Source organism: Falsiroseomonas selenitidurans (assembly GCF_012103215.1).
Taxonomy (GTDB): domain Bacteria; phylum Pseudomonadota; class Alphaproteobacteria; order Acetobacterales; family Acetobacteraceae; genus Falsiroseomonas; species Falsiroseomonas selenitidurans.
Genome location: NZ_JAAVNE010000068.1, coordinates 1 through 21,877, shown reverse-complemented (window position 1 = coordinate 21,877; position 21,877 = coordinate 1). Strand labels below are relative to the sequence as shown.

General features: G+C 71.9%; 21 protein-coding genes. 6 read left to right on the top strand and 15 right to left on the bottom strand.

The window, feature by feature from the left end; translation table 11 throughout:
• From HEQ75_RS25165 to def, 6 genes are all read right to left on the bottom strand, one after another.
• On the bottom strand, positions 1-1,258 hold a 1,258-nt coding region (locus HEQ75_RS25165), incomplete at its 3' end, for a DEAD/DEAH box helicase (protein ID WP_209318772.1).
• 304 nt (positions 1,259-1,562) lie between these two features.
• On the bottom strand, positions 1,563-1,838 hold the full coding sequence (locus HEQ75_RS25160; RefSeq protein WP_168034884.1) for an acylphosphatase: 276 nt from the start codon (positions 1,836-1,838) through the stop codon (positions 1,563-1,565).
• Positions 1,835-2,539, bottom strand: coding sequence for an ATP12 family chaperone protein (locus HEQ75_RS25155; RefSeq protein WP_168034883.1), 705 nt, complete (start codon positions 2,537-2,539; stop codon positions 1,835-1,837). Before HEQ75_RS25155 ends, HEQ75_RS25160 begins: the two co-directional genes overlap by 4 nt.
• A 7-nt stretch (positions 2,540-2,546) precedes the next feature.
• Positions 2,547-3,065, bottom strand: a complete 519-nt coding sequence (locus tag HEQ75_RS25150; protein WP_168034882.1) for a hypothetical protein — start codon at positions 3,063-3,065, stop codon at positions 2,547-2,549.
• Between the two features lie 304 nt (positions 3,066-3,369).
• On the bottom strand, positions 3,370-3,948 hold the full coding sequence (locus tag HEQ75_RS25145; RefSeq protein WP_168034881.1) for a COQ9 family protein: 579 nt from the start codon (positions 3,946-3,948) through the stop codon (positions 3,370-3,372).
• Positions 3,945-4,457 (bottom strand): peptide deformylase, encoded by a 513-nt coding sequence (gene def, locus HEQ75_RS25140; RefSeq protein ID WP_168034880.1) that lies wholly within the window; start codon positions 4,455-4,457, stop codon positions 3,945-3,947. The genes HEQ75_RS25145 and def overlap by 4 nt, the downstream gene beginning before the upstream one ends.
• A 222-nt stretch (positions 4,458-4,679) precedes the next feature.
• Here def and rpsU point away from each other — a divergent pair, with 222 nt between their 5' ends.
• Both rpsU and HEQ75_RS25130 read left to right on the top strand, forming a co-directional pair.
• Positions 4,680-4,883 carry a 30S ribosomal protein S21 gene (gene rpsU, locus HEQ75_RS25135; RefSeq protein WP_007006360.1) on the top strand — a complete coding sequence of 68 codons (204 nt, stop codon included), beginning with the start codon at positions 4,680-4,682 and terminating at the stop codon, positions 4,881-4,883.
• 231 nt (positions 4,884-5,114) lie between these two features.
• Positions 5,115-6,404 (top strand): aspartate aminotransferase family protein, encoded by a 1,290-nt coding sequence (locus HEQ75_RS25130; protein ID WP_168034879.1) that lies wholly within the window; start codon positions 5,115-5,117, stop codon positions 6,402-6,404.
• 28 nt (positions 6,405-6,432) lie between these two features.
• Here the strand turns inward: HEQ75_RS25130 and HEQ75_RS25125 are convergent, their stop codons facing one another.
• From HEQ75_RS25125 to HEQ75_RS25110, 4 genes are all read right to left on the bottom strand, one after another.
• Entirely contained in the window at positions 6,433-7,020 is a 588-nt protein-coding gene (locus HEQ75_RS25125; protein WP_168034878.1) for a hypothetical protein, read from the bottom strand.
• 89 nt (positions 7,021-7,109) lie between these two features.
• A complete protein-coding gene (locus HEQ75_RS25120; protein ID WP_168034877.1) occupies positions 7,110-8,519 on the bottom strand; it encodes an NAD(P)(+) transhydrogenase (Re/Si-specific) subunit beta in 1,410 nt (469 codons plus the stop codon).
• A gap of 3 nt (positions 8,520-8,522) precedes the next feature.
• Positions 8,523-8,918: a proton-translocating transhydrogenase family protein gene (locus HEQ75_RS25115; RefSeq protein ID WP_168034876.1), complete on the bottom strand. Its 396-nt coding sequence runs from the start codon at positions 8,916-8,918 to the stop codon at positions 8,523-8,525.
• A gap of 12 nt (positions 8,919-8,930) precedes the next feature.
• Positions 8,931-10,079 carry an NAD(P) transhydrogenase subunit alpha gene (locus tag HEQ75_RS25110; protein ID WP_209318771.1) on the bottom strand — a complete coding sequence of 383 codons (1,149 nt, stop codon included), beginning with the start codon at positions 10,077-10,079 and terminating at the stop codon, positions 8,931-8,933.
• A 147-nt stretch (positions 10,080-10,226) separates the two neighbouring features.
• Between HEQ75_RS25110 and HEQ75_RS25105 the strand changes: the two genes are divergently transcribed.
• Complete coding sequence (locus tag HEQ75_RS25105) at positions 10,227-10,997, top strand: DUF3891 family protein (RefSeq protein ID WP_268887813.1); 771 nt, start codon at positions 10,227-10,229, stop codon at positions 10,995-10,997.
• Between the two features lie 30 nt (positions 10,998-11,027).
• Positions 11,028-12,029 carry a Bug family tripartite tricarboxylate transporter substrate binding protein gene (locus HEQ75_RS25100; RefSeq protein WP_168034873.1) on the top strand — a complete coding sequence of 334 codons (1,002 nt, stop codon included), beginning with the start codon at positions 11,028-11,030 and terminating at the stop codon, positions 12,027-12,029.
• A gap of 38 nt (positions 12,030-12,067) precedes the next feature.
• Here HEQ75_RS25100 and HEQ75_RS25095 read toward each other — a convergent pair whose 3' ends face one another.
• A complete protein-coding gene (locus HEQ75_RS25095; protein WP_168034872.1) occupies positions 12,068-13,441 on the bottom strand; it encodes an ABC1 kinase family protein in 1,374 nt (457 codons plus the stop codon).
• Positions 13,442-13,445: 4 nt separating this feature from the next.
• A complete protein-coding gene (locus tag HEQ75_RS25090; RefSeq protein ID WP_407925908.1) occupies positions 13,446-15,320 on the bottom strand; it encodes a M3 family oligoendopeptidase in 1,875 nt (624 codons plus the stop codon).
• A gap of 124 nt (positions 15,321-15,444) precedes the next feature.
• Here HEQ75_RS25090 and HEQ75_RS25085 point away from each other — a divergent pair, with 124 nt between their 5' ends.
• Positions 15,445-17,511 carry a methyl-accepting chemotaxis protein gene (locus tag HEQ75_RS25085; protein ID WP_168034871.1) on the top strand — a complete coding sequence of 689 codons (2,067 nt, stop codon included), beginning with the start codon at positions 15,445-15,447 and terminating at the stop codon, positions 17,509-17,511.
• A gap of 60 nt (positions 17,512-17,571) precedes the next feature.
• Positions 17,572-19,275: an AMP-dependent synthetase/ligase gene (locus HEQ75_RS25080; protein ID WP_168034870.1), complete on the top strand. Its 1,704-nt coding sequence runs from the start codon at positions 17,572-17,574 to the stop codon at positions 19,273-19,275.
• A gap of 16 nt (positions 19,276-19,291) precedes the next feature.
• On the opposite strand, the gene HEQ75_RS25075 is transcribed toward HEQ75_RS25080, so the two are convergent.
• The 3 genes from HEQ75_RS25075 to HEQ75_RS25065 form a co-directional block, all read right to left on the bottom strand.
• Positions 19,292-20,365, bottom strand: a complete 1,074-nt coding sequence (locus HEQ75_RS25075; RefSeq protein ID WP_168034869.1) for a tartrate dehydrogenase — start codon at positions 20,363-20,365, stop codon at positions 19,292-19,294.
• 76 nt (positions 20,366-20,441) lie between these two features.
• A complete protein-coding gene (locus HEQ75_RS25070; protein WP_235962118.1) occupies positions 20,442-21,362 on the bottom strand; it encodes a protein-methionine-sulfoxide reductase heme-binding subunit MsrQ in 921 nt (306 codons plus the stop codon).
• Positions 21,363-21,400: 38 nt separating this feature from the next.
• Positions 21,401-21,877: ELM1/GtrOC1 family putative glycosyltransferase (locus HEQ75_RS25065; protein WP_209318770.1), on the bottom strand; the 477-nt coding region annotated here is incomplete at its 5' end.

Genomic DNA, 21,877 nt, shown 5'->3' with positions numbered 1-21,877 from the left:
CGCCGCGGCCCTGCCCGCCACCGCCGCCGCCGCCACCGCGACGCCCGGGCTGGCCGCGGCCGCCACGACCGGCGCCGCCGGCCGGCTTCACCGCATCCGGCCGGCCGCTGGTGCGGTGCATCGGCACGGAGACATCCAGCCGCTCGTCGCTCGCCGGGATGGAAATGCGGATCAGCTTCTCCACCGCCCACAGCTTCTCCCGCTCATCCGGCGCGCACATCGCCACCGCGATGCCGGAGGCGCCGGCGCGCGCGGTGCGGCCGATGCGGTGGACATAGGCCTCGGGCGTGTCCGGCATGTCGTGCTGGATCACATGCGTCACGCCATCCACGTCGATGCCGCGGGCGGCGATGTCGGTGGCCACCAGAACCGGGGCGCGGTTGGACTTGAAGTCCGCCAGCGCACGCTCCCGCTGCCCCTGGGATTTGTTGCCATGGATGGCGTTGGCGTAGATGCCGTCGGCCTCCAGGTTCTTCACCACCTTGTCGGCGCCGTGCTTGGTGCGGGTGAAGACCAGGGCGCGGCCGACGCCCTCGCCGTTCAGCAGTTCCGCCAGCTTGCCGCGCTTGCGGCCCTGCTCGATGACCACCAGGCGCTGCGTCACGCGCTCCGCCGTCGTGGCCACCGGCGCCACCTCGATCCGCACCGGGTCGCGCAGGATCTCGGCGGAAAGCTTGGCCACCTCGGCCGGCATGGTGGCGGAGAAGAACATGGTGTGCCGCTTGGCCGGCAGCTTCGGCAGGATGCGCCGGATGGCGGGCCAGAAGCCCTTGTCCAGCATCTGGTCGGCCTCATCGAGGACCAGCGCGTTCACCATGTCGAGCCGTGCGGAGCCCTCATCCATGTGGTCCTGCAGCCGGCCCGGGGTGGCCACCAGGATGTCGATGCCGTTCGCCAGCGCCCGGCGCTGCGGGCCATGCGGCACGCCGCCGAAGATCACGGAGACGGTCAGGCCCAGATGGCGGCCATAGGCCTTCAGGCTGTCGGCGATCTGGCTGGCCAGTTCGCGCGTCGGGCTCAGGATCAGGGCGCGGCAGCCGCCACGCGGGGGGCGGCCCTTGGATTCTTCCAGCAGGTGCAGCAGCGGCAGGCCGAAGGCGGCCGTCTTGCCGGTGCCGGTCTGGGCGATGCCCAGGATGTCGCGGCCGGTCAGCGCATGCGGGATCGCGTCGCGCTGGATCGGCGTGGGGGTGGTGTAGCCTTCCTCCACCAGCGCCTGGAGGATGCGCGGGGAAAGGCCGAGTTCACTGAAGCTCATGATAAAGATCGAGTCCGGTCATGCCGCCCGGCGATGGCGCGGGCAGTGGGTGGCGGTGGGCCAACCCGCGTGCCGGGGCCGGTCCGATGTTGTCCGCAAATCCCCGCCATCACCTGTAGAGAGGTTGGCGGGGCAGCGCCCCGGTCCGGGCCTTCCCGTGCCGCGCCACCAATCCGGGGCTGCGTCACATGGCCCGCTCACGCGGCCGGGGCGCGGCGGGAAACTGACCCGCCGACGCGCGGAGAGATAGGCCGGATTCGCCGGCCGAACAAGGTTTTTCGGCGGTGCAGCAATCCGCCCCGGCTCAACCATCCGCCAGCTTGTGGAAGCCGGCCCCGGCCGGCGCCTCGGCCGCCTCGCCCTGCACGGCGGTGACGCGCGCCAGCAGTGGGCCGCGCTGGCAGGCGGCCTCGGTGGCGGCGACGGCGGCGGCCGGCCCGGCCAGCAGCGCCTGCACGCTGCCATCCGGGCGGTTGCGCACCCAGCCGGAAAGACCGGCCGCCTGGGCCTGGCGGCGCAGCCAGTCCCGGTACCCCACGCCCTGCACCCGCCCTTCGATGCGGAGCAGACGGACGGTCATGCGGCCAGCAGCGCCATCAGCCGTGCGGCAAGGGCCACATCGGCGGCGTGGTGGCCCCGGCGGATGGCCGAATCGGGGTCGACGCCCCAGAACTCCTCCTGGAAATCCTCCTCCAGCGAGGACAGGCGATGCGCCTCCTCCGGCGCCAGATGCCCGCCGACCACCGCCAGCCCCAGCACCAGGCTGCCCAGCGCCGGCACGGCGACGCCCAGCGCGGCCAGGCCGAATCGGTCATGCGCGGCCACGGCGCGGTGCAGCGCGGCCAGCGCCTGGGGCGCCTGGGACACCGGCATGAGCCCGGTGGTGACGCGCAGCGGCGCATCGAGCGCGCGGGCGGACCAGCCGAGCCAGGGGTCCCATTCCGCCGCCTGGCGCGCCGCCAGATGGCGGTTTTCGGCGCGGTAGCAGAGCAGGTCGGTCTCGCCATAGCGGGCGATGGCGGCGACGGTGCCGGCCTCGGCGGCGGCCACGCGTTCCAGCGCGGTGCCGGCCAGGCGCGTCAGCGGCACGTCTTCCGGCCGCATGGTGCCGCCCTTGGCGCCGCCGGCGGCCTGCCATTCGGCGGCCACCGCTTCCGCCAGCCGCTGGCCGGGCAACGCCAGGGGGCCACCGCCGGGCAGGCGCATCGGCCTCCCATCGAGCAGGACGGCGAAGCCGCCCTCCGTCTCCGCGACGCGCGCTTCGTCCCAGAAGCGCTTCATCGCCGCGTCAGCGCGCGGCGGCGGTGCGGGTGCGGGCGGCGGGGCGGCGGCGGTTGGGGGCCGAGGCCGGCGCGCGATCGGCGCAGGCCGGCGCGGCGAAGGGGTTCAGCACGTTGCGCTCGATCGACATGTCGGCGAGGGCGGAGGCGTTGGACTGCGCCAGCGCGGCCTGGAACAGCGGGCCGATATTCTGGCAGAAGCGCGAGCCCTGGCGGATGCCGTCCTGCGAATGCTCGTTCGCCAGATGGGTGATGAAGCCGTCCAGCGCGCGCTGGTGGCCGCCGCCGGCGGTGCGGCGGAAATGCGTGCGGATGGTGTTGTAGGCGCCGCCCAGCTCGCCCTGGAATTTGCGCACGAAGGCGTTGTAGTCGCCATCCCGCTGGCAGGTCAGCGCCGCGACCATCAGCTGGCTCTGCAGGGCACGGACCTCGAAGGCGGTGCGCTCGCTGCCCTGGATGCAGGATTGGGCCACGGCGGGTCCGGCGAGGGCCAGGGCCACGCCGGCAAGCAGAAGGCGGACAGACATGGTGCGACGCATGGCGCGGGACTCCCCCTGGAGACGCCATGCCTGCCGCATCGACGACCCCGGCGCAACCACCGCTGCGCGGGCCGATCGGCGCGGCCGGGCCCCCCGGCCCGCCCCGGCATCCCCTGGGTCCGATTTCTACAGCATCCGGCGCGAAATGCCAGCGCGCTGTGACGCCATCACAAGTTCACAGCACACCTATCAGATACAGAACGATAATGATCGGAATGGGCAGCCCCACCATCCAGAGAAGAATGCCCTTCATGTGCCCTGCCTCGATCCGTTGCAGGGCCACAACGCCGGCTCAGCCGCGCGGTTTCGCGCGCTGCAACCGCGCCAGTCCTTCCAGCCGCCGATCGAGGAAGGCGGCGGTTTCCGCCTGCTCCTCGCTTTCGTCCTGCAACCAGAAGGCGAGAGTCGCGCCGTAGATGCCGGCCAGCGTGGCGCGGCGCGTGTACCAGGAAAAATCGGCCGAGGTGTCCCCCGCCGCCGCCCAGACCGCATCCGCCGTCCGCGCCGCGGTCCGCATCGCGGAGCCGAGATTCCAGGGCAGCGCCTGCAGCGCCAGCGCGCGGCGCACCGCATCCCGGTGCGGCCGGGCCTGTTGCAGGCGCAGCAGCAGCAGGTGGCGGATCCGGCGGGGGATTTTCAAGGCGGCCATCGCCTCCGGTGGCGCCGCTTCCTCCATCTGCCGGTCCGCCAGGTCGAGCCAGCACTCGATGGCCTCCACCGGGCCGCGCGGGAACAGCCAGTCCTGCTCCAGCGGGTCCCGGCCCAGGTCGCGCAGGCCCGCGCCCAGGGCGGCGCGGGTCCAGCCCAGGGCGGGCACATGCGGCAGGGCGGCCTGCACGGCCTGGTCGCGATCCTCGCTGCGTTCGATCATCGGGCGGTCTCCTCGGGCGGGGCGGCGCGCTGCAATTCCTCGGTGAAGCCGAGGCGGGAGAGGTCGGGCATGCGCATGGGATAGAGCACGCCGTCCAAATGGTCGGCCTCGTGCTGCATCACCCGGGCGGGCAGGCCCGCGGCCTCCCCTTCCATGCGCTGGCCGGCAATGTCCCAGCCGGTGAAATGCACCCGGGCGGCACGCGGCACGGCGCCGCGCAGGCCGGGAATCGAGAGGCAGCCTTCCCAGCCATCCTCCACCGCGTCACCCACCGGGGTGATCTCCGGATTGATGATGGCCAGGATGTTGCCGGCGCCACCGCGCCAGACGAAAAGCCGCAGCCCCTGGTGGACCTGCGGCGCGGCCAGGCCCAGGCCGGCGGCGTCCACCATGGTTTCCGCCATGTCGGCGACGAGGCGGCGGATCTCGTGCGCCGTCGGGTCTTCCACCGGCAGGGCCGGGCGGATCAGCACCGGGTGGCCCATGCGGGCGATCTTCAGGATGGCCATGGTGGCGGGTCGCTTCCCCGAAGCGGATGTGGCAGGATCGCGTGGTCAAGGTAATGCGTGCCGGCCGGTGCGGGAGGGTCTTTCGCACAAGGCGGTCACCATGCTAAGGCTGCGGCCTTCGCGTTGGAGGCCCGGGTGGTTGCCCGGGCCGCCGGCGCGACTCCGCTTTCCCTCTACCCCGATTCGTCCCGCCATCACACCCGAACCAGGAGGTTCCATCGCGTGCAGGTCGTCGTCCGCGACAATAACATCGACCAGGCCCTGAAGGCGCTGAAGAAGAAGCTTCAGCGTGAGGGTGTGTTCCGTGAAATGAAGCTCCGCCGCCATTACGAGAAGCCGTCCGAGCGCCGCGCGCGCGAGGCCGCTGAAGCCGTGCGTCGCGCCCGCAAGGTGGAGCGCAAGCGGCTGGAACGCGAAGGCTTCTGAAGGTCCGCCGGCGCGCCCACAAGCCCGCCGGATCCGGATGATCGGGGCCGACGCCCCGTAGACCCGCCCTCCCCGGCGGGTGCCGCCCCCCAGGGGGCAGCCGCAACAAGCCGAACAACCGCGGTGCGGGCCGAGCCCCCGCCAGCCGCGGCTTCGCGCTGTGCGCCTGCTGGGGGCTTTCCGCACCGCACACGGGCGCGTCTACTGCATCCGGATGCAGGAGAAGCGGCGATGGACGGGTTCGGGGATGCGGAACAGGCGCTGATCGCGCGCGCGCGGCGGGTGCTGCCCGCCGGCAGCTTCGGCAATTTTCCCGCCGAGATCATCCTGCGCCAGGGGCGCGGCGGCCGCGTCTGGGACGTCGCCGGCCGCGAATACGTGGATTTCCTGCTGGGCTCCGGCCCGATGTTCCTGGGCCATTGCCATCCGGAGGTGGATGAGGCGGTACGGGCACAGCTGGACCGCGGCACCACCTTCTTCGCCAATAACGAGCACGGCATCGCCCTGGCCGAGGCGATCGTCGCCGCCCTGCCCTGCGCGGAGCAGCTCCGATTCGTCGGATCGGGGACGGAGGCGGACCTCTACGCCATGCGCCTGGCCCGCGCCTTCCGCGGCCGCGACAAGATCCTGAAGTTCGAGGGCGGCTACCACGGCATGTCCGACCACGGGCTGATGAGCCTGGCGCCGAAGCACCTGGCGAACTTCCCGCGCCCCGTGCCCGATTCGGCCGGCATCCCCAAATCCGTGGCCGATGACGTGCTGGTGGCGCCCTTCAACGACCTCGCGGCGGTGACGCGGCTGGTCGAGTCGCAGGGCGAGGAGATCGCCGGCATCATCGTGGAGCCCCTGCAGCGCCTGATCCCGCCGGCGCCGGGCTTCCTGGAAGGGCTGCGCGAGCTGTGCACCCGGCACGGCCTGGTGCTGATCTTCGACGAGGTGGTGACAGGCTTCCGCTTCGCCTATGGCGGCGCGCAGAGCTACTACGGCGTGACGCCGGACCTCTGCACCCTGGGCAAGATCATCGGCGGCGGCTTCCCGCTGGCGGCGGTGGCCGGGCGGGCCGACATCATGGCGCATTTCGACCGCGCCCTGGTCGGCGATGCCGGCTTCCTGATGCAGGTCGGCACGCTGTCCGGCAACCCCGTGGCGGCGGTCGCCGGGCTGAAGACGCTCGAGATCCTGCGCCGGCCCGGCACCTACGAGGCCGCCTTCGCCACCGGCCGCGCGCTGATGGAGGGCCTTTCGGGACTGGTGGCGCGGGCCGGCATCCCGGGCCAGGTGGTGGGCGAGCCGCCGCTGTTCGACCTGGTGTTCACCGACGGCCCGGTGCCGGACTACCGCGCCACCCTGCGCGCCGACCGCGCGCTGCAGGCGCATGTGAACCACAGGCTGCGGGCGGGCGGGATCCTGAAGGGGGAGAGCAAGTACTACATCGCCGTGGCGCATGCGCCGCGCGACGTCGACCAGACGCTGGAAGCCTTCGCTGCCGCGATGGGAAGCCTGCCTGCCGCCGCGGGCTGACCCGCCCCCAGCCCCCCGGGGCGGCCCTTCAGGCGAGCCCGAAATGGATGGCCAGCGCGTGCATGTCATGCGCCGGGATCACGCCGCTGCGGCTGATGTCCGATTCCTTGAGGTTCGGCACGTAGAGCTGCCAGGCCTCCAGCACGCCGAGGTCGGGCGGCAGCTGGGCGCCGTTGCTGACGCTGTATTCCTTCGCCCGCTGCTCGGCACGGCCGGTCGCCGTGGTGGCCGTGGCGCTGAACTTCTTCTGCGGCGCGAACAGGCCCCAGAAGGCGCGGCACTCATCCTTCAGCTTCACCTGGACGAAATTGTCGAGGTCGTTCCAGTCGATGCAGACGGCGGACATGAAGCGGACCATCGCGCTCAGGTCGATCCCGTTCAGCCGGGCCTGCTCGAAGCGGCCCAGCGCGCCCTCGTCATCCTCCTTGAAGGGCATCACCGGCGACCACCAGGGGCTGATGCCCCACTGCGTCGCCTGCGCCTTCCCGGCGGTCAGCTTGAACATCATGAAGTTCTTGGGAAGCGTCTCGACCCGCACCGATTCGACGCGAAAGGCGCTCTGGTGGCCTGCCGGCAGCGTCTTGAAATCGGGCAGGGAGAGGGTCTCGTTGATCATGCGCGGCCTCGTCTCGTCCTCGCCGGTCCGGCCGCGCCCCGGCGAAGGCAGCCGCGCCGTCGCCGGCGCGGCGTTTCACCAGCCCCGCATCATTTTTGCAGGCTTTGCACGATCTGCTGGGTCACCTTCTTGGCATCGCCGAACAGCATCATGGTGTTCGGGCGGAAGAACAGCTCGTTCTCCACGCCGGCATAGCCACTGGACATGCCGCGCTTGACGAAGAACACGGTCTTGGCGCGCTCCACATCCAGGATCGGCATGCCGTAGATGGCGCTGGTCTTGTCGGTCTTGGCCGCCGGATTGGTCACGTCGTTGGCGCCGATGACATAGGCCACGTCGGCCTCGGCGAATTCGGCGTTGATCTCCTCCAGCTCATGCACCTCGTCATAGGGCACATTGGCTTCGGCCAGCAGCACGTTCATGTGGCCGGGCATGCGGCCGGCAACGGGGTGGATGGCGTAGGAGATTTCCGCGCCTTCCTTCTTCAGCAGGTCGGCCATTTCGCGGACCACCTGCTGCGCCTGCGCCACCGCCATGCCGTAGCCCGGCACGATGATGATTTTTTGGGCGTTCTTCATGATGTAGGCGGCGTCCTCGGGGGAGCCGGCCTTCACCGGCGCACGGTCCGCATTGCCCGCACCCGGGCCGGCAGCCGCACCCGAATCGCTACCAAAACCGCCCAGCAGCACGTTGATGATGCTGCGGTTCATGCCCTTGCACATGATGTAGGACAGGATGGCGCCCGAGGCGCCGACCAGCGCGCCGGTGACGATCAGCAGCAGGTTGCCGATGGTGAAGCCGATGCCCGCCGCCGCCCAGCCGGAATAGCTGTTCAGCATGGAGACGACCACCGGCATGTCCGCCCCGCCGATCGGGATGATGAGAAGAAAGCCCAGCGCGAAGGACAGCAGCGCGATCAGCCAGAACAGCACCGGGGAGCCGGTGGCGACGAAGGCGATCACCAGCACCAGCAGCAGCGCACCCAGCGCCGCGTTCAGCATGTGCTGGCCCTTGAAGATGATCGGCGCGCCGGACATGCGGCCATCCAGCTTCGCGAAGGCGATGACGGAGCCGGAGAAGGTGATGGCGCCGATGGCGAGGCCGAGCGACATCTCGACCAGCGAGGCGCCCTTGATGTTGCCGGGCACGCCGATGCCGAAGCTCTCCGGCGCGTAGAACGCCGCCGCCGCCACGAACACCGCCGCCATGCCGACCAGGGAGTGGAAGGCGGCGACGAGCTGCGGCAGGGAGGTCATCTGGATGCGCTGCGCCAGCACCGTGCCGATGGTGCCGCCGATCGCCAGGCCCAGCAGCACGATGGCGATGCCGCCCGCGCCCATGCCCGGCTTCAGCAGCGTCGCGACCACGGCGATGCCCATGCCGACCATGCCGAAGAGGTTGCCCTGGCGGCTGGTCTCGGGGTTGGAGAGCCCCCGCAGCGCCATGATGAACAGGACCGACGCGACCAGGTAGGCCAGCGTCGAAAGGGTCTGTGCCATGGCTCAGCCGCCCTTCTTCTTGAACATCGCGAGCATTCTCCGCGTCACCATGAAGCCGCCAAAGATGTTCACGGCAGCGAGCGTCACGGCGATGAAGCCGAAGATCTTGGCGGCGATGCTGTCGGACAGCCCGGTGGCCAGGATGGCGCCGACCACGATGACGGAGGAGATGGCGTTGGTGACGCCCATCAGCGGCGAATGCAGCGCCGGGGTCACGTTCCACACCACGTAGTAGCCGACGAAGCAGGCCATCAGGAAGATGGTCAGCAGCAGCAGGAAGGGCTCCGCCGCGGCGGCGACGGGGGCGGCGGCCTCCGCCAGCTGTCGGGCATGTTCCGCCAGCAGCGCGGCGCGGTCGGAAATCGACGCGGCCTCGATGGCGATCTGTTGCGGGTTCATGGCGCGATCTCCTCAGGCCGCGGGCAGCGAGGCGTGGACCACGGCGCCGCCGCGGGTCAGCTGCACGCCCTTCACGATGTCGTCTTCCTCCTTCAGCACCGGACGCTTCGCGTCCTTGTCCCAGAAGGTGGTCAGGAAGGTCAGCAGGTTGCGGGCATAGAGCGCGGAGGCGGCGCCGGCGATGCGGCCCGGCCAGTTGCGGTAGCCGAGGATCTTCACGCCATTGGCCGTGGTGATCGCCTCGCCCGGCACCGTGGCGGCGACATTGCCGCCGGCGTCCGAGGCGATGTCGACGATCACGCTGCCCGGCTTCATGGAGGCGACCATCGCCTCCGTCACCAGGGTGGGCGCCTTGCGGCCCTGCACCAGGGCGGTGGTCACCACGATGTCCTGCTTGGCGATGTGGCCGGCGACGACCTCCGCCTGCTTGGCGTAGAAATCGGCGGAGAGCTGCTTGGCGTAGCCGCCCGCGGTTTGCGCCGCCTTGCTCTCCTCATCCTCGTAGCCGACGAAGCTGGCGCCGAGGGATTTGATCTCCTCCTTCGCCGCCGGCCGCACATCGGTCGCGGAAACCCGGCCGCCCAGGCGCCGCGCGGTGGCGATGGCCTGCAGCCCGGCGACGCCGGCGCCCATGATGAACACATTGGCGGCGGGGATGGTGCCGGCGGCGGTCATCAGCATGGGGAAGCCGCGGTCGAAGGCGCCCGCCGCCTCCACCACCGCACGGTAGCCGGCCAGGTTGGCCTGGGAGGAGAGCACGTCCATCGACTGCGCGCGGGTGATGCGCGGCAGCAATTCCATGCTGCAGGCCTCGATGCCCAGCTGCGCATAGACCTCGGCCATGGCGCGGGTGGCCGCCAGCGTGCCCACCAGGATCGCGCCGCGCGGGATCAGGGCGAGTTCATCCACCTCACCCTCCCCTGTGCCGAGCGGGGCGCGCACCTTGAGAACCAGGCCGGCATTGGCCAGCGCCGCGCCGACATCCGGGGCGATCTCGGCGCCGGCCTCCGCATACAGGACGTCCGGATAGCCGGAAGCGAGGCCGGCGCCGGTCTCGACCGCCGCGGTGCAGCCCAGCGCCAGCAGCTTCTTCACCGTCTCCGGCGTCGCGGCGACCCGCGTTTCGCCCCCGCGCCGTTCGCGCAACACCGCAACGCGCATCAAGACCCCCTTACCTGCCCGGACAAAGCCCCGGCGATATGCAGGTGATGTTCAGGTCTTGCAAGGACGTTGCCCAGGCGCGAGGTTTCGCGTCCGTGATTCGGTTGCGGCCTTCCCGCCCGGCGCCGGGCGCGCCATGCTGCGCCCATGCTGTTGCGCACGCTTCCCGACGGATCCCGGCTGGCGGTGAGCCAGCCCATGCATGCCCTGGTCTCGGGGCAGATGGCCCGCGCCTGGGGCGCGCCCGGTTTCGCCCTGCCCGACCCCTTCGAGGAGGTGGTGACCGCCTGCGCCCAGCACGATGTCGCCTGGATGGGCTGGGAAACCGCGCCGACGCTGGACCCCTCGACCGGCCTGCCGCATGTCTTCCGCGCCGTCGGCGCCAGCCACCATGCGCCGATGTGGGCCGATGGCGTGGCCCGGGCGCTGGCCGCCTGGGGGCCCTGGGTGGCGCTGCTGGTCAGCCGGCATGGCAGCCTGATCTACGGCAGCTACACGGATCGCCACCAGCTCGACCCCGCGGATGCCGAGGCCGTGGCGCATTACCTGGACACGCAGGCGGTGCTGCAACGCGACCTGGCCGCAGGCCTCGGCGCCAGCCCGGCGCGGGTGGAGACGGCCTCCGCCCTGGTGGCGGTGACGGATGCGCTGAGCCTCGCGGTCTGCGGCGGGATCGAGACCATGGGCGGCGTCGGCCGGGCACCGATGGCGGATGGCGGGCGGACGAAGCTGGAACTGGCGGAGTCGGACGGCGTTCTGCGCATCAGCCCCTGGCCCTTCCACCCGGCCGAGGTGACGCTGCACTGGCAGGCCAGGCGCCTGGATGGCGCCGCGCGCTGGTCGGAGGCGGCGGCGATGCAGGCGGCACTGGCTGCCGCGCCGAGCGTGGCGTTGAGTGCCAGGCTGCTGCCGGGCTAGAAGCCCCCCCGTTTTTCCAAGGATCCGCGCATGAACACGCCCCTTCCCACCCGCCGCCTTCTCCTCGGCGCCGCGGCGGCCCTGCCGCTGGCCGCGCCTGCCCGGGCACAGGGCAATTTCCCGCAGCGCCCGATCCGCATCGTCGTGCCCTTCCCGCCCGGCGGCGCGGTGGACATCACCGGGCGGCTGCTGGCGGAGCGGCTGCAGCCGCTGCTGGGCCAGCCCGTCACCATCGACAACCGTGGCGGCGCCGGCGGCAATATCGGCGGCGACGCCGTGGCCAAGGCGCAGCCGGATGGCAGCACGCTGCTGCTCGGCACGGCGACGATCCTGGCGGCGAACAAGTTCCTGTTCCGCCGCTCCATGCCCTTCGACCCGCTGAAGGATCTGGCGCCGATCACGCGGGTGACGACGGGGACGGTGCTGCTGGTGGTGAACGCCGATCGCCCCTGGCGCAGCTTCGCCGAGCTGGTGGCGGCCGCGAAGCGCGACCCTGGCGGCATCACCATGGGCTCCTCCGGCACCGGCGCGGTCAGCCACCTGACGCTGGCCAGGATCAATGCGGCGGCCGGCATGGAGATCACCCATGTGCCGTATCGCGGCGGCGGCCCGGCCATCACGGACCTGCTGGCCGGCACCATCGACATGATGTTCGACGTGATCCCGGCGCTGATGCCGCATGTCCGCTCCGGCCGCTTCCGCCCGCTGGCGGTGGGCTCCGCCGCGCGTGTGACCTATGTGCCGGAGCTGCGCGGCGTGCCGGGGATGAGCGAGCTGCTGCCCGGCCAGGGCATCGACATGCAGAGCTGGTACGCGGTGAACGCCCCGGCCGGCACGCCCGGGCCGGTGATCCAGCGGCTGTACGACGCCATCGCGCAGGTCGCGCGCTCCGACGACTTCAGGCAGCGGATGGAGCCGCTGGGCTTCACCCCGGTGGTGGATGAAAGCCCCGCCGCCTATGGCCGCTACCTGCAGCAGCAGGAGCAGTTCTGGAAGGGGCTGGTGGAGGCGTCCGGCGCCACGCTGGATTGAGGTTGCGGCGCCCCCCCTCTCCCCCGGGGGGGGGGCGTTCAGCCCACCAAACTGTCCGGCACGCCGGCGGCCAGGACGGCGGCGCGCTGGCGCTCGGCCACCGCGGCCTCCGAATGGTCGTGCACCAGTTCCATGAACAGCCGGTGCCAGTTCGCCTGCGCCTTCAGGCGGAAGAACACGCTGCCCAGGCCGATCGCGGCGCGGTCCATCAGCGGGAATTCGCGCGGGATCTTCACCCCGCCGGTCCGCTTCAGGCCCTCATGCACCGTCTGCGCCACCTTGCGGCCGTAGCTGGGGTCCTCGGAGGGGGTGATCGGGCGCACCCGGTCCTCCACCAGCGGCTCGTAGAGGAAGCGCGCCCAGAGGTTGAGGACCTCCATGGTCTCCTTGGACAGATTCCGGAAACCCCAGATGCGGTACGCCTCGGCCGCCTTCTCCCGATCGTCGTCGCGCACCGCCTCGTACAGCATCACCACGCCGGAGACGAAGCTGGCGGGGAAGATGCGGATGACGCCGAAATCCAGCAGGTTCACGCCATGGCCCACCTCGGCATCCTCGCGCACCTGGTAGTTGCCCAGATGCGGGTCGCCGTGGATCACGCCGTAGCGGTAGAACGGCACGTACCAGGCGCGGAACAGGGCGCGGGCATAGGCGTTGCGCTCCTCCTCCGGCGGGTCTTCCTCCAGCCGGCGGAGAATCGGGCGGCCTTCCAGCCAAGTCATGGTCAGCAGGCGCTTGGTGGTGAGTTCCGCCACCGGCTCCGGCACCGTTACCCCCGGGGTGCCGGCCAGCATGGCGCGGTACAGCCGCATGTGGCTGGCCTCGCGCTCATAATCCAGCTCCTCCCGCAGCCGGGCCGAGAGTTCCTGGTAGGCCTCGGCGTTGTCGAGCGTGCTGTCCATGCGGCGGTAGAGGTTCAGCGCCATCTTCAACTGGCGCAGATCGGCCTCCACGATGCTCGGCATGTCCGGGTATTGCAGCTTGCAGGCCACCTCCCGCCCATCCGGCAGGGTGCCGCGATGCACCTGGCCGAGGCTGGCGGCGGCCACCGCTTCCTGGGTGAAGCGGGTGAAGCGGGATTGCCAGGCGGGGCCAAGTTCGCCCTGCATGCGGCGGCGGACGAAGGACCAGCCCATGGGCGGCGCGTTGGATTGCAGCGTCGCCAGTTCCTGGGCGTATTCCTCCGGCAGCGCCTCCGGCACCGTGGAGAGGAACTGCGCCACCTTCATCAACGGGCCCTTCAGCCCACCCAGGACCTGCTTCAGATCCTCCGCATGCGCGGCCTTGTCGGTCTTCAGGCCGAGGAAGCGCTCCCCGGCCACCCGCGCGGCGATGCCGCCGACGGCGCCGGAGGTGCGGACCATGCGCCGCATCTCGCCGAACAGGGTCGATTCACGCCGATCATCGGCCATGGCGTCAGCCCGTCCCGGTCTGCGGCAGCGCCGGGGCGGCGGTGCCCTGGCTGGCCTGCACGTCGCGTTCCAACTCGTCGATGAAGCCGGCGATCACGTCGAGCCCCTTGTTCCAGAAGGCAGGGTCGGAGGCATCCAGCCCGAAGGGGGCCAGCAGCTCCTGGTGCCGCTTGGTGCCGCCGGCGCGGAGCATGTCCAGGTACTTCTCCTGGAAGCGCGGATGCCCCTCGCGGAACACGCCGTACAGCGCGTTCACCAGGCAATCCCCGAAGGCATAGGCGTAGACATAGAAGGGCGTGTGCACGAAGTGCGGGATATAGGCCCAATACACGCTGTAGTCCGGAGAGAAATCGAAGGCCGGGCCGAGGCTTTCTGTCTGCACCTGCATCCAGATTTCGCCGATCCGCTCCTGCGAAAGCTCGCCCTGGCGGCGTTCCTCATGCAGCAGCGTCTCGAAGCGGTAGAAGGCGACCTGGCGGACCACGGTGTTCAGCATGTCCTCCACCTTGCCGGCCAGCAGGGTGCGGCGCTTGCGCGGATCGGCTTCGGCATCCAGCACCGCGCGGAAGGTCAGCATCTCGCCGAAGACGCTGGCGGTCTCGGCCAGCGTCAGCGGCGTTGAGGACATCAGGTAGCCCTGCTGCGCCGCCAGCACCTGGTGCACGCCATGCCCCAGCTCATGCGCCAGCGTCATCACATCCCGCGCCTTGCCGTGGTAGTTCAGCAGCAGATAGGGGTGGGCGGAGGGCACCGTGGGGTGGGCGAAGGCGCCGGAGGCCTTGCCCGGCCGCAGCGCCGCATCGATCCAGGGCTTCTGGAAGAAGGGCGCGGCCACGCCCTCCAGCTCCGGGCTGAAGGCGCCATAGGCGGCACGCACCCGGGCCACGGCCTCCGCCCAGGGGATGCTGACGTCCGAATCCTCGGGCAGCGGCGCGTTGCGGTCCCAATGCTGCAGCTTCTCCAGCCCCAGCCACCGCGCCTTCAGCGCATAGTAGCGGTGCGACAGCCGCGGCAGCGCCGACCAGACGGCGGAGACCAGCGCGTCCACCACCTCATCCTCCACCATGTTGGCGCGGTTGCGGGCGGAGGTCGGGCGTGGGTAGCGGCGCCAGCCGTCGATGATCTCCTTGTCCTTGGCCAGCGTGTTCGTGATGAGGGAGAACAGCCGCACCCGCTCGCCGAAGGCGGCCGAGATGCCGCGCGCGGCGGCGGCGCGCAGGCTGCGGTCGCCGGCCGAGAGGTTGTTCAGCGCGGCGGAGACGGTCAGCTCCTCCCCCGCCACCTCCACCCGCATGCCGGCGATGGTCTCGTCGAACAGCCGGTTCCAGGCGGACCGGCCGGTGACCTCCTTCTCGTGCAGCAGCTTCTCCAGCTCGTCGGAGAGCTGGTGCGGGCGGAACACGCGCAGGTCGCGCAGCCAGGGGCGCCAGCGGGCGAGCGCCGCGGATTGCCGCAGCTTCGCCTCCAGCACCGCATCCTCCAGCCGGTTCAGCTCCAGCGTCAGGAACAGCAGGTGGCTGCTGATCGCCGTCACCCTCTCCTGCACCGTCTGGTAGAAACGGCCGTTTTCCGCCGATTGCGCGTCGCCGGAGAAGATCAGCTGGGCATAGGACATGGCCTGGCCGAGGATCTCCTCGATCCGCTCATAGGTCGCGATGGCGGCGGCCAGGGCATCGCCGGAGAGGCCGGCCAGGCGTCCGGCATGGGCCGCCTGGAAGGCGCGGGCCTCGGCCTCCGCCCGCGCCAGATCCGCCGCCAGGCCTGGATCGTCCGGCGCGGCATAGAGGTCGGACAGGTCCCAGGCGGGCAGCGCTGGGCTGCTGCCGCCGGCTTGGGGGGCGGGGGTCGGATCGGCGGTGGGGGCGGGGTTCTGGGTCACGAGCCTGCATATAGCCCGGCCGCGCCGCAGGCCAACCGGCGCGCCGGGAATCACCGCGCCCGGTCATGCTCTGGCAAGGTTCACCGGCCATCCTCCGGCCGACCCCAACGCCGGACCACGATTCATGCGCATCCGCACCATGTTCATCCTGGGCTTCTGCCTGGTCGCCGTGCCGGGCCTCGTCGCCTCGCTGTGGCAGGCGGCGGGCGCGGCGCGCGACCTGGACCGGACCCAGCGGGCGGTGGCTTCCCTGCAGGCGGCCAGCGACGCGCAGCGCGCGGTCAGCGCCCTGGCGGTGGAGGTGGGCGGCTACAGCAGCGTGCTGCGCCAGGCCAACCCGGACCGTGCCCAGGTGGCCGGCGATGCCGCGGCAACGGTCCGCCTGCTGGAAGCGAGCGCCGCCAGCGCCGCCGCCGCCGGGCAGGACGCCGCCGCGATCCGCCGCCTGGCGGAACAGCTGGCCGCCTTCCGCGCCCGGGTGGACCAGGCGCTGGCCCTGCCGGTGGACCGCCGCGATGCCGGCCTGCCCGCCGCCGGCACCGCCGCGCGCAACCAGGCCGTGGCCACCCTGCTCGGCGTCTCCGCCGGCGCGGCGCGGGAGGTGGCGCGCACCGCGCCCGAACTCGCCCTGCTGATCGAGGCTTCCTCCACCGTCATGGACATGCGCGACCATGCCGGGCGCCGCAACGCGCAGATCTCCGCCTGGCTGGCCGGCACCGCGCCAACGCCGCAGACGGTGCAGGCGGCGGAGGGGATGACGGCGCGGGTGGACCAGGCCTGGACCTCGGTGCAGCGCCTGCTGGCCGCCGCCCCCGCCTCCCCGAGCCTGACCGCCGCGCTGGAGGGCCAGCGGGCGAGCTTCGTGGCGCGCAACGAGCCGCATTGGCGCAAGCAGGTCGAGACCGCCCGGCAGCGCCTGGCCGCCCCCGACACCCCCTGGACCACCAGCTTCGCCGAATTCCGCAGCTGGTCGCGCCCGGCGCAGGCGGAGATCCTGGCGCTGCGCGACGCCGCGCTGGATGCGGCGCGGGACAGCGCCGCGGACAGCATCGCGGCCGCCCGCACGGGGCTGGCCATCGCGCTCGGCCTGGCCGGCCTGTGCTTCGCCGCCGCGCTCACCGGCGCGGCGCTGCTGCTGCGGCGCCTGGTCACGCCGATCCGCGCCCTGACCCACAGCGTCGGCCGCATCGCCGGCGGCGACCTGGCGGTGCCGGTGCCGGGCCGCGGCCGGATGGATGAGCTGGGCGAGATGGCGAGCGCGGTGGAGACCCTGCGCGCCGGCTCCGCCGCCCGGCTGGCCGAGGCCGAGGCCCGCGCCGAGGAACAGCGCCAGCGCATGCAGCGCGCCGAGCGGGTGGAGGCGCTGCTGCGCGACTTCGAGGCGGAGACGGCGGGCATGCTGCAGACCGTCGCGGCCGCGGCGACGGAGCTGGACGCGACCGCCGCCAGCATGGCCGACATCGCCCGCAACGGCACCCGCCGCGCCGCCGCGGTTTCGGAATCCGCGCAGCAGGCGCGCAGCAACGTCAACACGGTGGCGGCGGCGGCGGAGGAACTGACCACCTCCTTCGCCGAGGTGACGCGGCAGATCCGCCTGGGCAGCGAGAAGGCCGGGGCCGCCACCACGGCGGCGGAAGGCGCCGGGCGCACCGTGCGCGGCCTGTCGGAGGCGGCGGACCGCATCGGCGCGGTGGTGCAGCTGATCAACGACATCGCTGGCCAGACCAACCTGCTGGCGCTGAACGCCACCATCGAGGCTGCCCGCGCCGGCGAGGCCGGCAAGGGCTTCGCGGTGGTGGCGAGCGAGGTGAAGGCGCTGGCCGCGCAGACCGCCAAGGCGACGGAGGAGATCGGCGGCCAGATCGCCGCCATGCAGGCCGAGACCCGCCGCACGGTGGAGGCGATCTCGGCCATCGCCCACATCATCCAGGAAGTGGGCGAGGCCACCGGCCTGATCTCCGACACCGCCGGCCAGCAATCCCAGGCAACGCAGGAAATCGGCCGCGCCGTGGCCGATGCGGCGGGCGACACCTCCGCCACCTCGGAACACGCCGCCGGCGTCAGCGAGGATGCGGAGCGCACCGGGCAGGCCGCCGGCAATCTGCGCGGCGCCTCCGCCGAGCTGGCGCGGCAGGCCGAGACGCTGCGCGGCCGGGTGGACGGATTCCTCGGCGCCATCCGCGCCGCCTGATTGGCCGCCCGCCCCGGCCCGTGCCACCATGGCGCGAACCAGGCGGGGGGGCGGACAGGCATGACGGGTGCGGCGCAGCAGGAATGGAACAGCCTGCCGCAGATGATGCTGGACCTGTCGCGCAACTGGCACGGCCGGCCGATGCTGCGGCACTGGCGCGACGGCGCCTGGCAGCGCATCACCTGGGGCGAATTCGCCGCCCGCGTCGCCGCGCTCGCGGCCTTCCTGCGCGCCCAGGGCGTGGTGCCCGGCGACCGGGTGCTGCTGGTCAGCGAGAACCGGCCTGAATTCCCCATCGCCGATACCGCGGTGATGGCGATCGGCGGCGTCACCGTGCCGACCTACGTCACCAACACCCAGGCCGACCACACCCACATCCTGCGCGATTCCGGCGCCAGCTTCGCCATCGTCGCCACCACCCGGCTGGCGGAGCGGGTGCGCCAGGCGGCGGCGGAAGCCGGCATCACGCTGGGCGGGATGATCTGCCTGGAGCCGGGCGCGCCGGGCTGCATCGACTGGGCGCAGACCCAGGCCATGCCGGCCGACCCGACGCCGCTGCTGGCGGAGGCGGAGCTGATCCCGCCCGGGCGGCTGGCCTGCCTGGTCTATACCAGCGGCACCGGCGGCCTGCCCAAGGGCGTGATGCTGCCGCACCGCGCCATGCTGGCCAACCGCGAGGGCGTGGCGCGCATCGCCACGCGGCTGCAGCTGGACGGCACGTCCTATCTCTCCTTCCTGCCGCTGTCGCACAGCTACGAGCACACGGTGGGCGGCTTCCTGCTGCCCTCGCTGGGGCTGGAGGTGGTCTATTCGCGCGGCGCCGACCGGCTTGCGGCGGAATTTCAGGAGGTGCGGCCGACCGTCATCACCGCCGTGCCCCGGCTGTTCGAGGTGCTCCGCGCGCGCATCGAGGCGCAGGTGGAAAAGGAGGGCGGTTTCAAGGAAAAGCTGTTCCGGCGCGCCCTGGCGCTGGGCCTGAAGCGGCTGGACGGGCGGCTTTCGCTGCTGGAGCGCGCGCAGCATGCGGTGCTGGACCGGCTGGTGGGCAGCAGGATCCGTGACCGCTTCGGCGGGAAGCTGCTGGCGCTGGTCTCGGGCGGGGCGCGGCTGGACCCGGACCTGTCCGGCTTCTTCCTGGCCTTCGGCCTGCCCGTGATCCAGGGCTATGGCCAGACCGAGGCCGGCCCCGTCATCAGCGTCAACCCGCCCTGGGCCAACCGCCGCGTCACCGTCGGCCCGCCCCTGCCGGGGGTGGAGGCGCGCATCGCCGAGGATGGCGAATTATGCGTGCGCGGCGCGCTGGTGATGGATGGCTACTGGAACGACCCGGACAGCACGGCGCGCGCCCTGGTCGATGGCTGGCTGCACACCGGCGATGTGGGCGAGATCACGGGGGGCTACATCCGCATCACCGACCGCAAGCGGGACTTCATCAAGACGCTGGGCGGCGACATGGTCAGCCCGGCCAAGCTGGAAGGCCTGCTGATGGCGGAGCCGGAGATCGCCCAGGCGGTGGTGGCCGGCGAAGGGCGCCCCGCCATCGTCGCCCTGCTGGTGCCGGCGGAAGGCGCCGCGGCCAGGGTGCAGGCGGCCGTCGCCCGGGTGAACGGCAAGCTCTCCACGATCGAGCGCATCCGCGCCAGCACGGTGGTGGAGCCCTTCACCGTGGAAAACGGGCTGCTGACGCCGACGATGAAGGTGAAGCGCCGCCTGGTGCTGGAACACCATGCGGCGACGGTGGAGGGGCTGGCCCGGCGCGGCTGACCCCCCCCCGGCCCGGTCAGCCCTGGGCCACCGCCTCCGCGATCGCCTTGCCCACATCCACGGTGCCGGCCTGGCCGCCCATGTCGCGGGTGCGCGGGCCGCCCTCGGCCAGCAGCTTCTCGATGGTCTGCACGATGCAGTCCGCCGCCGCCTTCTCCCCCAGATGTTCCAGCATCATGGCGCCGGACCAGATCTGCCCGATCGGGTTGCAGATCCACTTGCCGGCGATGTCGGGGGCGGAGCCGTGCACCGGCTCGAACATGCTCGGGAAGGCCTTCTCCGGGTTGATGTTGGCGGACGCCGCGATGCCGATGGAGCCGGCGACGGCCGGGCCGAGGTCGGAGAGGATGTCGCCGAACAGGTTGGAGCCGACCACCACGTCGAACCAGTCCGGGTGCTGCACGAAATGCGCGCAGAGGATGTCGATGTGGAACTGGTCCGTGGTCACCTCCGGGTAGTTCTTCGCCATCTCGGCGAAGCGCTCGTCCCAATAGGGCATGGTGAAGGTGATGCCGTTGGATTTGGTGGCGCTGGTCACCTTCCGCCGCTTGCGGGTCATCGCCAGCTCGAAGGCATACTTCATGATCCGGTCGGTGCCGGTGCGGGTCAGGATGGATTGCTGGCTGACGAATTCCCGGTCCGTGCCGGGGAACATGCGGCCACCGACGGAGCTGTACTCGCCCTCCGTATTCTCCCGCACCACGTAGAAGTCGATATCCTCGGGCCCGCGATCGGCCAGCGGCGACTTGGAGCCGGGCAGCAGCTTGCAGGGGCGCAGGCTGACATACTGGTCGAAGCCGCGGCGGATCGGGATCAGCAGGCCCCAGAGCGAGACATGGTCCGGCACGCCGGGCCAGCCCACGGCGCCGAGGAACACGCTGTCGCTGTCGCGCAGCTGGTCCAGCCCGTCATCGGGCATCATCTTGCCGGTCTGGACATAGGTCTCGCAGGACCAGTCATAGTGCTTCAGCTGCAGGTCGAAGCCGAAGCGGCGCGCCGCCGCATCCAGCACGCGCAGCCCCTCCGGCACCGTCTCCTTGCCGATGCCATCGCCGGGAATCACGGCGATGCGGTGGGTTCTGCTGGTCATGCGGCGGGTCCTTCGAGGCGTCCTGCCACGAAACTGCCGCCAGCGGCGCGGCCGGGCAAGCCCCGGGAAAGGCGGCTCAGCCGGATTGCGAGACGGCCCGGCGGCGTGCGCGGGGGGCCGCCTTGCCAGGCGGCGGCACCGTGCGAAGGCGCCGGCGCAGCACCGCGGCCAGCGCCAGGGCCAGCCCCGCCGCCAGCACGCCATGCGCCGGGCGCAGCGCCAGGTCGGGCGTCAGGTTGGCGGCCAGGATGCGCCCGGCCGGCAGGCTGGTGGCGGCGGCATACCAGGCCCATTCCAGCAGCGCCGCGCCGATCGCCGCCAGCACGGCAAGCCCCGCCAGCGCCCCGCCATGCGCCCGCGCCCAGCCCGGCAGCAGCCGCCAGCCCATCAGCCACAGCCAGAGGCCGGCCAGCACCACCGCCTCATCCGCGCGGGATTTCGCCTGCAGGAAGGCGTGCAGGATGCCGAGCGCAGCCAACCCATAGGCCAGCCGGTGCAGCCGCTTCCAGCGCGGACCGAGCCGGCGCTGCCAGCCATCGGTGGAGGTCCACCCCAGCGCCACCAGGCCCAACAGCACGGCGAAGCCCAGCGTCAGGTAGAAGCGCAGCGCGATCTCGCTGGCGACCTCGCCCAGCCGCCAGCCCAGATGGCCGGCATAGAGGCCCAGATGCAGCAGCGCATAGGCCAGCGCCAGCAGCCCGAGCATTCGCCGCAGGGTCGGCGCCTTCGGCCAATCCGCCAGATGGCGCAGCGGCGTGATGAACAGGCTGACCAGCAGCAGGCGGATCGCCAGCGTTCCCGCGTCCCGCGTCGCCTGCTTCCAGGGGTCGGCGCCATACTGTCCGGTGGCGAGCAGGACCAGCAGCGCCAGGCCGGGCAGCAGGGCGGCCGCCAGCACCCCGGCGCGCAGCCAGGAAAACCGGCCGGCGCGGTCGAGCCAGGGCCAGGGCCAGGGGGAAGCGACGGCGGCGTGGGTCATGGCGGCGATCGGGGTCATGCCGCGGGCTTCGCCGGCGGGCGGGTGGCGGTTTCGCCTCATCGGCCGAAGCGGCGTTCGATTTCGGCGGCGATGCGCCCCACCTCGTCCAGCGGCGGGCGGGCGAAACGGGTAGGGGCCTCGGCCAGCGGGCGGGCCTGGCCGGCGGCGTAGAGGCTTTCATGCAGCGCGCGGTGGCGCGCCCCCTCCCCCCCCAGCGTCGCGATGAAGACGGGTGCGGCGGTGACCAGCGATTCCGAGATCATCGAGACGCTGTCGCCGCTGACCACCACCAGGTCCGCCCAGGCCAGGAAGCCGGCATAGGGGTTGGCCCCCCCATCGCCCCAGCGGTGCAGCCGGTGCGGCACGTCGCTCAGCGCATGGGCCAGGGCCTGGGTGGCGGCCGGGCCGGTTCGGCGGCTGGCGGTGGCCAGCACGCTGCCGGCGAAGCCCGCCACCTGCGCGCCCAACGCCGCCGCCGGCCCGGGCGCCAGCCCCTGGCCGCGCACCGGGCCGCCCAGCAGCAGCGCCACGCC

Coding starts and splice junctions, on each gene's coding strand:
- HEQ75_RS25160 (WP_168034884.1), bottom strand. CDS start 1,838: ATGACCGTCCGTCTGCTCCGCATCGAAGGGCGGGTGCAGGGCGTGGGG.
- HEQ75_RS25155 (WP_168034883.1), bottom strand. CDS start 2,539: ATGAAGCGCTTCTGGGACGAAGCGCGCGTCGCGGAGACGGAGGGCGGC.
- HEQ75_RS25150 (WP_168034882.1), bottom strand. CDS start 3,065: ATGTCTGTCCGCCTTCTGCTTGCCGGCGTGGCCCTGGCCCTCGCCGGA.
- HEQ75_RS25145 (WP_168034881.1), bottom strand. CDS start 3,948: ATGATCGAACGCAGCGAGGATCGCGACCAGGCCGTGCAGGCCGCCCTG.
- def (WP_168034880.1), bottom strand. CDS start 4,457: ATGGCCATCCTGAAGATCGCCCGCATGGGCCACCCGGTGCTGATCCGC.
- HEQ75_RS25130 (WP_168034879.1), top strand. CDS start 5,115: ATGGACGGGTTCGGGGATGCGGAACAGGCGCTGATCGCGCGCGCGCGG.
- HEQ75_RS25125 (WP_168034878.1), bottom strand. CDS start 7,020: ATGATCAACGAGACCCTCTCCCTGCCCGATTTCAAGACGCTGCCGGCA.
- HEQ75_RS25120 (WP_168034877.1), bottom strand. CDS start 8,519: ATGGCACAGACCCTTTCGACGCTGGCCTACCTGGTCGCGTCGGTCCTG.
- HEQ75_RS25115 (WP_168034876.1), bottom strand. CDS start 8,918: ATGAACCCGCAACAGATCGCCATCGAGGCCGCGTCGATTTCCGACCGC.
- HEQ75_RS25110 (WP_209318771.1), bottom strand. CDS start 10,079: ATGCGCGTTGCGGTGTTGCGCGAACGGCGCGGGGGCGAAACGCGGGTC.
- HEQ75_RS25105 (WP_268887813.1), top strand. CDS start 10,227: ATGCTGTTGCGCACGCTTCCCGACGGATCCCGGCTGGCGGTGAGCCAG.
- HEQ75_RS25100 (WP_168034873.1), top strand. CDS start 11,028: ATGAACACGCCCCTTCCCACCCGCCGCCTTCTCCTCGGCGCCGCGGCG.
- HEQ75_RS25095 (WP_168034872.1), bottom strand. CDS start 13,441: ATGGCCGATGATCGGCGTGAATCGACCCTGTTCGGCGAGATGCGGCGC.
- HEQ75_RS25085 (WP_168034871.1), top strand. CDS start 15,445: ATGCGCATCCGCACCATGTTCATCCTGGGCTTCTGCCTGGTCGCCGTG.
- HEQ75_RS25080 (WP_168034870.1), top strand. CDS start 17,572: ATGACGGGTGCGGCGCAGCAGGAATGGAACAGCCTGCCGCAGATGATG.
- HEQ75_RS25075 (WP_168034869.1), bottom strand. CDS start 20,365: ATGACCAGCAGAACCCACCGCATCGCCGTGATTCCCGGCGATGGCATC.
- HEQ75_RS25070 (WP_235962118.1), bottom strand. CDS start 21,362: ATGACCCCGATCGCCGCCATGACCCACGCCGCCGTCGCTTCCCCCTGG.